Genomic DNA, 7,682 nt, shown 5'->3' on the forward strand with positions numbered 1-7,682 from the left:
TGCGCTCTAGGAGGGTCAATTGAACTATAGCGATCTTGATGGGTATGACCGCGCGATTCTGCATGTGCTGGGCGAGGATGGCCGGATTTCGGTTGCGGATCTGGCCCGCCGCATCGGCCTGTCCAAATCGCCAACCCAGACCCGGCTGAAACGGCTGGAGGCCGAAGGCATTATCACCGGTTACCGGGCCTTGCTGGATCCGATCCGGCTGGGGCTTGATCACGTCGCCTTTGTCGAGGTCAAGCTGGAAGACACCCGCGAGGCGGCGCTGGCGAAATTCAACGCTGCCGTGGCGCGGATCCCGGAGATTGAGCAGGTGCATTTGATGGCCTCCCATTTCGACTACCTTTTGAAGGTGCGCACCCATTCGATGTCGGCTTATCGCGCGGTGCTGGGAGAGAAGATTTCCTCGCTGCCGCATGTGGCCTCGACCTCGACCTATGTGGCGATGCAGGCGGTCAAGGAAGACGGCGCCCTCGCTCAGCTTTAGGTGGTGTGCAGGGGGTGCTGTTGCGCGCGTTGGGATGGACAGACCCCGGAAATTCCCCCATCTTGCCTCCAACAGCGGGCAGGCCGGGGCGCCTCGCTCGGTAAGAAAATGAGGCAGCATTACATGAGCGAGTATCCCAAAATCTGGCTATTGCGCCACGGGCAAACCGAATGGAACGCCGAGCGCCGCGTTCAGGGGCAGTTGGAGTCCCGTCTCAGCCCGCTGGGGTTGGAACATGCGCAGCGTCAGGCCGAATTGATGCAGCCGATCCTGCATGCGGAAAACCCGCCGTGCTATGTCTCGCCTCTGGGCCGGGCGCAGCAGACCGCAGAGATCGCTCTGGCAGGTCGCGCATTTACCACGGACGCCCGTCTGGCCGAAGTTCACGCCGGTGATTTTCAGGGCCACCGGCTGGTGGATCTGGAGCAGGACTACCCGGATATCTTTGCGCGGAACACCACGCCGCTGGATATGTTCTGCGCGGCGCCCGGCGGTGAGGGGTACGAGCGCTTCCACGCGCGGACACTGGATTTCCTGCAAGCGCTCAGTGCGCCTTCTGTTGTGGTGGCGCATGGTCTTCTGGGGCAGGTAATGCGTGGAATCATATGCGGATTGGACAGATCGGAGCAGGCAAAATTGTCGAATGGACAGGGCTGTGTCTATGTTCTGGAGCAGGGCCGGGAAACGGTTTTACGCTGAGCGAATTTTTGTGACAAAAAACGCGAGGAAGCTCTTGCGCTGCCACGGGGATTTCTCTAAATCCCGCTTCATCGGGTGATTAGCTCAGTTGGTAGAGCGCTTCGTTTACACCGAAGATGTCGGGAGTTCGAGTCTCTCATCACCCACCATACCTTCCCCAATGATCAATTAAATCAATGCCTGAGTGTCCCAAATTTGGGGGCAATTTGGTGGCGTGGGACACCTACCAGTCCATACTGGCTAGTTTAGCAACCGCATCAGCGGCCAGTCGGCGGCGTTCTACGTCTTTTGTGTAGATCTCTGACGTGGCCGCTTGGGAGTGCCCATGCACCGCCATGATCTGGTGTTGAGTGGCGCCTTCCAGCGCCAATAGGTGGCCAGCCGCCTTTCGAATGCCGTGTGGGCTTCGGTCCGGCAGACCGGCTTCTCTGCACCAGGTCTTGAACCGGTTCCTGAAGCTGTCGCTGGAGGAAAACGGCGTGCCGAGTGAGCTGAGCAGATAGCACCCATCCCCATGAGACACTTTCTGCGCAGCGATAGCATTGGCCAGTGGGGGCATGATCGGGATTTCCACATATGTGGACCCCTTCTTTCGTGGCTGCCAGCCAAGCCAGCGGATACCGTTGCTGGTGGATTCGTTATTTCGTCCGATCCAGATTGCATCAGAGACGCGGCAGGCGGTGAACATAAAGACGGTCAGGGCCAGGTGAGCCATTGTGCCAAAGGGATGGCGCTCGCGGAATTTTTTTAGATCATCGACTGTCCAGGGTGTGGCGCCGCCTGCTGATTTGTACGTGGTGCTGATCCCCTTGGCTGGGTTGGGGCGAACATATCCGCGCTCATCGGCGAATTTGTACATCGCGCGTAGGGCGCCGATGGTGTTCTTTCGGGCGCCGGGCTTCTCGATCAGGGTGTCAAGGAACTCGACAATCACCTCCTGCGGGACAGCGGCGTCGTACTCGCGCAATAGCGCGCCATCGACTTCGTGGTCCAGGAAGCGCCCGATTACATGCTGACGCTGTTTAATAGTTGCTGGCTTGATTTCTCCGGCGGTTTCCATGGCTTCCATGTGCTCCAGGAAAACCAGCCACAGCCATTCTGTTGACTTCTGTACTGCCATGTCCGCCGGGCGCGCTGGAGGCTCGTACAGCACTCCGGCGCGGGCAGCGTGGTAGGCTTCCATGAAGTGTGGGCTGTCCAATCCGACCTTGAGGGTGATCCGACGCCTTTTATCTCCAGCTACACGCACTCGCAGGCGGGAATTGCCAGATGGCATCGGTTCGCGGATCAGCCCTGGCAGTTCTATCTTGACCATTGTCGGGGGCCTTTTTCGGTTTTCTTCGTCTGCCTGGGTACCGGCAGGGCTTCCACATCAACCATGACTAGGGTGCCGTCTGGGCGAACGGCAACGGTCTTGCCGCATTCCTCGGCTACACCTGCAAAGCGGCGGAGGTCAGCTTTGGTGAACAGTGCTGGCCGATTTGCCATGTTTTTTGTTTCCTTCTGTCGGTTGCCAAGCTCGGGTTTTCAGTTCTTGCCATTGGCGCGGCGCATACGGCGGATGCATCGGTTCATGATTTTTTGTCGTTCATTGATGAGCTGGTTCAGGGCATTCTGTTTGCGCTGGATCCGCAGGTGGAGTTTTGCCAGTCGCCTGACTTCCAGTTCATTGGCGAAATGCAGCCACAACGCCCGTAGGCCAAAGGGCTGTGTTCCTGAGGCTGGCCTTGTGCTTCTCGACTGTACAGCGGCAGGTGGTGCACAGCTTTCTGGTTCTGTCGTTCTGTTCAAAGCGCAGCCTGCCCATTGTAGGGGCAGTCCGGGCGGTCATCTGTTGCGCGGCGGGACGGGTCGGCCCGAAAACCTTGCCGAGCCGCATGTAACCATCCGCGGATAGCATCGGTCCGGCTGGCGCCATGTGCCGTCATGCCGTGCAAAGAGGCCCACCAGTGGCTTGCATCATAATCCCAGCGGCAGTCCTCGTGTGGCGGGGTCAGGGTGCCGCCTGCATTCCTGAACAGGGCGGCGCGTCTGAAGAGGGGCGTATTCGCCAACTGCTGCATGTCTGAATAGATTTGTTGTTGGTGTGGATATGCGGTTTTTCGCATTGGGGCCTCGTCTTTGATGCGCGGGCGACTTGATTTGGAGGATTGCGCCGCCCGCGCTTATCCGCGCCTTCGGGGACCGGGCGCGGAAACTCTGTTGATCAGCGGCGCAGGTAATCCTCCAGCCCGCGCCGCTTATTTGGTTGTTCAGTGGGAGGGCGCGGGTGGGCCGCGCGGAGTTGCCTGTGTCGTTCGATGTTTGCCGTGAGTGACAGCAGTAGGAGCGACAGGCCGGGCCGGGTCAGGCCACATGGCGGCGACGGATCGGCAGGCTTTTGGCCTCGATCACAGCGCGGGCTTTCTGGCCCGCGCGGGCGAGGATCTGCTCTGTCGGTTCCGGCGTCGGGCCGGGCCGGTCCACAAGGTGCTGGGGGTGCAGGCGAGCGGGATCAAACCCCTGGCCGCGCCCGGCTTTCATGGCCGCCCATGCCGCGGCGAACTGGTCAGGGTCGTCAATGTAGTCTGCCGGGGATCCCACGATCCGGCGGGCGTCCCGCAGCACGGTGTTCTTAAAATCTTGCATTCAATCCTCCATCGGTTGATGGATGTATTGATAATTCACAAAAAGTGGATATTGCAATAATAAAATCACAAAAAGTGGATTTTTGAGCGGAGGAGCTCATCGGGGCAGGTAAATACTGGTGCTAGTGGGGCCTCAGAAGACCGATTGACCAGCATGTGTTGGAAGTTCTACTTCTGGATCAAAAACGAGAACAAAATGAGAACACTTTGCGGGCAAAGAGCGTATGAAGGCAGTAGACAAGAGATTGGACAGGATGATTGAAATCGCAGACGAGCTAGGCGTTCCCTTGGATCACGTCGTGAAACACATAGGCAGGTGCAATCAGAGCACCTTTGAAGCGGTCTCTGAAAGGCCGTCTCTTCTCCCGCGGTATATGAAGTCCAGAGTCACGCCGTAGGTCTCACAGAGCTTTTCGGCGTTTTCTACGGGAATGCGCCGGAGCCCTTTTTCCCAGTTGTTGACCTGAGTCGCATTGAACCCGTGCTTGGTCGCCCATTCCTTTTGGTTCGCGTCGGGAGCGAACGCTTTGCGAATGGCAACCAGGCGATCAGCGATCTCGGGGTAGGTTTTGTTGGCGATGTTCATGGGTTCTTTGGATCACATTTTGTGAATTCTAGGCAAACCACAAAATGTGGACTTGAGATAATCCACAAAACGTGGATATTGCCAGCATGATGAATGTCACCCAGATAGCCGATGTGATCGGCCGAAAAGAAATCGCCGACACTGTCAGCGTTCGACCAACAGCCGTAAGCAACGCCATCGCGCGGGGTGTTTTCCCTGCGTCTTGGTACTTGAGCATAAAGGTTTTGTGCGAGGCACGGGGCCTGAAATGCGAAACAGCTTGGTTTGCGATGGTTAAGCCGTCCTCGGGTAAGGGGGCCGCCGCATGAGCGGCCCGCGTCTAACCCTGATTGTGAGCAATGATGTGCCATGCGAGCAACCTGGCACGTCTGTCGATACAGCGTCTTGGTCAAATCGGTTTGACCCCTATGCGCTTAAATCCACCGCGGCGGACCTTTGGTCTGCGTATTTCCGCGAGCGGTTCAACAGCCCGCGTGAGGTGGCGCTGTATTGCGATGTCAGCTTCCAGACGGCGCTCAACTGGTGGAGCGCGGTTACGGCGCCCACCAGCCATATCGCGCTGCTGGTCATGCTGACCGATCCCGGCGCGCCGGGCTTTTTCCAGGAAGAAATGAGGAGGGCCGCAGCATGAATGTGCGGATTGAACGGATCGCCTACCAGATCTGGTGGCTGACCTGCGAGGCCGGTGGCGATTGCACACTGGCTGATCTCGCGGCCTTCACCGGGGCCAGCGCGGAGACCTGCCGTAACATCTGCATGCACCGGGGCTGGGGGCACCGCTATCGCCGTAGGGCTGTCGCGGGTCGCTGGCGCCCGGCAGAGATGCGGCCGTATCAGTCGGGCCGGGCGCAGGATCTGACGGAGGTCTTCGCATGAGCACCGCGCCGAACTTCCTGCGGCCTGTCGACTCCGGGGATCTGCCGGATTATCCGATTTCGTCGCATGACCGGCTCGACAGTCACTTCTTCATCCAGTGGAACCTGAAACGCTGGCGCCGCAGCGAATTCCGTCAGCTGGCGGAGCCAGAGGTCGGCTGGATCGGGTTCAACCTGTTCTGCGTCTCCCACGAGGAAACGCCGGTGGGCACATTGCCCACGGATGAGCGGCTGCTGGCGAATGCGGCGGAGATCTCGGTCGATCGCTGGCGGCAGCTGTGTAATCGGGAGATCACGCCGCTGCACAACTGGTCGCTGGTGCGCTGTGACAATGGCGAGGTCCGCTATGCGCATAAGGTGGTGACGGAAGTTGCCATCGAGGCGCTGAAATCCCGCCGGGCCAATCTGGCGGATAAGGAACAGCGCCGGGTGAACAAGCGGCTGAAGGATCTGCGCGACATGATCGAGGTGCGGATCGGGGCTGGGCAGCTGCTGCGGGCGCCGGACTTCCTGGAGCGGTTCCACGGCTGGCTGGAAGAGACCTATCCCGATGTGCAGCGCCGCGAGGCCTTCATCCGCAAGGCGCTGGATGAATTCCAGCTGCAGGGACAGGTGCCGGGGCGCGGCCCGGGGCAGGGCTGAGCGGTTCTGTAACCACCTGTGACTTTCCGTGACGGTTACGGAACATCACGGAACAATCACTGAAAATCACGGAACTGACCCGGAAAATCACGGAAGTTCCCGGGATCGATACGGTTCTCTCCTTTTTTTGCGCGGTTTCCGTCACCGCTGAAAGGAGAAGAAACGAAAAGAAATGAAACGAGACTGACGGAACGCGCACCGCAGCGGGCAGGGCCAGAGGGGCCACCGCGTGGCTACCGGGATGTCGGAACAGGCTTAGAAAGGAGACAGAGGCGATGGATGCGAAAGAGCAGGCAGCGGGAGAAAAGCGGGTGCAGGACATCCTGATTGCGCCGCTGGAGGCATTGGGGCTGGCGAGGCCGTCAACGGCGACTTTGGCCAAGTTTGAAGTCATGAAGAAGGAACTGCGCCAGAAGCTTGCCTATATGAGCGAAGACGGGCTGACGGATCTCAGGGAGTGGATCGAGGCGCACCCCGAGGGCAAGAACAAAGACCGGTTTCCTATTGCGCTGAAGATCCTGGCCAAGGCGCGGGAGAAGGAAGCGCCGGATACCGGGCCATCGCCGCTGATGCTGAATGTGTTCCGCGATGAGCTGGGCCTCAGGGCGATCCGGCAGGGCTGGGCGCCGGAGCTTCTGGAGTTCATCACCGCCGGGCGGGAATGGCCGGGTCGGTGGAGCCAGACCAAGATCCGGGAAAGCGCGGACAATCCCGTGCGGCGGTTGGAGGATATCGAGATGCGCCTGGCGCGGGGCGATGCGATCAGCGCGACCGAAGACCGGTTCCGCCTGCAGCGCCGGGCCGCGCTGCAAAGGTGCCAGGACATTGCGGATCAGGCCCGCCGAAAGGGGGCGGCATGAACATGGCGGTTCTTGAGTGTCCGGTTCTGGGTAATGCTCGGGGCGCGGCGCTGACCGGGGTCCGGGCCCCGCGCAGTGGCAGGCTGGCGGTCGGGGTTCTGGACCTGATCGAATGGGCGTTCCAGCGGGAAAAGGTCGGGCTCGACTTTGACGAGATCGAGCGGGAAACCGGAGCGCGACCGGGGATTGGGATGGAATACCTGATGATGCAGCAGGCGCAGCTGGGATGCCGGGTGCAGGGCGGCGGGACATCGCCGCGCCACCATGATGCCGATATGGTTGCGGCGTCACTGGCCTGCCTGCCCGAGATCTATGGAGGCCGACGGATGGCGGTGCAGATTGCAGAGCTGGCCCGGGTCGGCGAGCGACCGGATTGCCTGATGGATGCAAAGCAGCGCTGTGCACCGCTGGACTGGCGGGGCACGAAACACGGGCGGTTTGCAGCTGTGGAGGTGTGCCGGGTGCCCGGGCTGCGCTGGCCTGCGGATCAGCTTGGCAAGCGGGCGGATGGGTCCTGGTGCCCTGTTGGCTACAGCGTGACGGGGCGGGAGATTGCAGCGGCGCGGCGCCGGTATCTCAGCTGGTACGGGGCGCTTTTGCACCTGCGGCACATCTTCCAGGCGGCCTGCCATCTGACGTCCTTTGTGGTGACGGAGGCGATGCCGCCAAGAACGCCATGGCAAAGGGGTTGACGCGGATCTCAATCTGTTGACATAAAGCACCTGTCTGAATTGCGCCCGAAGCAGAGATCCTGCTCCGGGCGCTTTTGCGTTTGGGGGAGGGCTTATGCCGAAGAAACCCTGTGCGCAGGGCGGGTGCTCCCGTCTGGTTGAGGTTGGGACGATCTACTGCAAGGCGCATGAACGTGCCGAGAAGCAGAACCGGGACCGACCTTCGGAGGCA

General features: G+C 60.3%; 11 protein-coding genes and 1 tRNA gene. 9 read left to right on the forward strand and 3 right to left on the reverse strand.

Going from position 1 to position 7,682, the window contains the following annotated elements; all coding sequences use genetic code 11:
- Nucleotides 1-19 precede the first annotated feature (19 nt).
- The 3 genes from SM764_RS08240 to SM764_RS08250 all read left to right on the forward strand — a co-directional run bounded on the left by SM764_RS08240 (nucleotide 20) and on the right by SM764_RS08250 (nucleotide 1,338).
- A complete protein-coding gene (locus tag SM764_RS08240; protein ID WP_274828426.1) occupies nucleotides 20-490 on the forward strand; it encodes an Lrp/AsnC family transcriptional regulator in 471 nt (156 codons plus the stop codon).
- Between the two features lie 123 nt (nucleotides 491-613).
- Nucleotides 614-1,189, forward strand: a complete 576-nt coding sequence (locus SM764_RS08245) for a histidine phosphatase family protein (RefSeq protein ID WP_369001495.1) — start codon at nucleotides 614-616, stop codon at nucleotides 1,187-1,189.
- Between the two features lie 73 nt (nucleotides 1,190-1,262).
- Nucleotides 1,263-1,338 (forward strand) — tRNA-Val (locus tag SM764_RS08250).
- A 74-nt stretch (nucleotides 1,339-1,412) separates the two neighbouring features.
- On the opposite strand, the gene SM764_RS08255 is transcribed toward SM764_RS08250, so the two are convergent.
- From SM764_RS08255 to SM764_RS08265, 3 genes are all read right to left on the reverse strand, one after another.
- Complete coding sequence (locus tag SM764_RS08255) at nucleotides 1,413-2,504, reverse strand: tyrosine-type recombinase/integrase (protein WP_369001496.1); 1,092 nt, start codon at nucleotides 2,502-2,504, stop codon at nucleotides 1,413-1,415.
- A gap of 1,031 nt (nucleotides 2,505-3,535) precedes the next feature.
- Nucleotides 3,536-3,817 carry a hypothetical protein gene (locus tag SM764_RS08260; protein ID WP_274838520.1) on the reverse strand — a complete coding sequence of 94 codons (282 nt, stop codon included), beginning with the start codon at nucleotides 3,815-3,817 and terminating at the stop codon, nucleotides 3,536-3,538.
- 321 nt (nucleotides 3,818-4,138) lie between these two features.
- Complete coding sequence (locus tag SM764_RS08265) at nucleotides 4,139-4,402, reverse strand: helix-turn-helix domain-containing protein (protein WP_065271008.1); 264 nt, start codon at nucleotides 4,400-4,402, stop codon at nucleotides 4,139-4,141.
- A 304-nt stretch (nucleotides 4,403-4,706) separates the two neighbouring features.
- On the opposite strand from SM764_RS08265, the gene SM764_RS08270 reads away from it, so the two are divergent.
- From SM764_RS08270 to SM764_RS22580, 6 genes are all read left to right on the forward strand, one after another.
- Nucleotides 4,707-5,033: a hypothetical protein gene (locus tag SM764_RS08270; RefSeq protein ID WP_369001497.1), complete on the forward strand. Its 327-nt coding sequence runs from the start codon at nucleotides 4,707-4,709 to the stop codon at nucleotides 5,031-5,033.
- Nucleotides 5,030-5,278 carry a hypothetical protein gene (locus SM764_RS08275; protein WP_369001498.1) on the forward strand — a complete coding sequence of 83 codons (249 nt, stop codon included), beginning with the start codon at nucleotides 5,030-5,032 and terminating at the stop codon, nucleotides 5,276-5,278. Before SM764_RS08270 ends, SM764_RS08275 begins: the two co-directional genes overlap by 4 nt.
- Nucleotides 5,275-5,919, forward strand: a complete 645-nt coding sequence (locus tag SM764_RS08280; protein WP_369001499.1) for a hypothetical protein — start codon at nucleotides 5,275-5,277, stop codon at nucleotides 5,917-5,919. Before SM764_RS08275 ends, SM764_RS08280 begins: the two co-directional genes overlap by 4 nt.
- Before the next feature lie 275 nt (nucleotides 5,920-6,194).
- Complete coding sequence (locus tag SM764_RS08285; protein ID WP_369001500.1) at nucleotides 6,195-6,779, forward strand: hypothetical protein; 585 nt, start codon at nucleotides 6,195-6,197, stop codon at nucleotides 6,777-6,779.
- 2 nt (nucleotides 6,780-6,781) lie between these two features.
- Nucleotides 6,782-7,471, forward strand: coding sequence for a hypothetical protein (locus tag SM764_RS08290; protein ID WP_369001501.1), 690 nt, complete (start codon nucleotides 6,782-6,784; stop codon nucleotides 7,469-7,471).
- Nucleotides 7,472-7,565: 94 nt separating this feature from the next.
- Nucleotides 7,566-7,682: DUF8602 domain-containing protein (locus SM764_RS22580; RefSeq protein ID WP_490363073.1), on the forward strand; the 117-nt coding region annotated here is incomplete at its 3' end.

This window comes from Pseudophaeobacter sp. 1A16562 (assembly GCF_041008785.1).
GTDB classification, from domain to species: Bacteria; Pseudomonadota; Alphaproteobacteria; order Rhodobacterales; family Rhodobacteraceae; genus Phycobacter; species Phycobacter gallaeciensis_A.

Excerpts from the sequence above, each read along its gene's own strand:
- SM764_RS08255 (WP_369001496.1), bottom strand. The coding sequence starts at position 2,504 with ATGGTCAAGATAGAACTGCCAGGGCTGATCCGCGAACCGATGCCATCT.
- SM764_RS08245 (WP_369001495.1), top strand. The coding sequence starts at position 614 with ATGAGCGAGTATCCCAAAATCTGGCTATTGCGCCACGGGCAAACCGAA.
- SM764_RS08285 (WP_369001500.1), top strand. The coding sequence starts at position 6,195 with ATGGATGCGAAAGAGCAGGCAGCGGGAGAAAAGCGGGTGCAGGACATC.
- SM764_RS08275 (WP_369001498.1), top strand. The coding sequence starts at position 5,030 with ATGAATGTGCGGATTGAACGGATCGCCTACCAGATCTGGTGGCTGACC.
- SM764_RS08260 (WP_274838520.1), bottom strand. The coding sequence starts at position 3,817 with ATGCAAGATTTTAAGAACACCGTGCTGCGGGACGCCCGCCGGATCGTG.
- SM764_RS08270 (WP_369001497.1), top strand. The coding sequence starts at position 4,707 with ATGAGCGGCCCGCGTCTAACCCTGATTGTGAGCAATGATGTGCCATGC.
- SM764_RS08280 (WP_369001499.1), top strand. The coding sequence starts at position 5,275 with ATGAGCACCGCGCCGAACTTCCTGCGGCCTGTCGACTCCGGGGATCTG.
- SM764_RS08265 (WP_065271008.1), bottom strand. The coding sequence starts at position 4,402 with ATGAACATCGCCAACAAAACCTACCCCGAGATCGCTGATCGCCTGGTT.
- SM764_RS08290 (WP_369001501.1), top strand. The coding sequence starts at position 6,782 with ATGGCGGTTCTTGAGTGTCCGGTTCTGGGTAATGCTCGGGGCGCGGCG.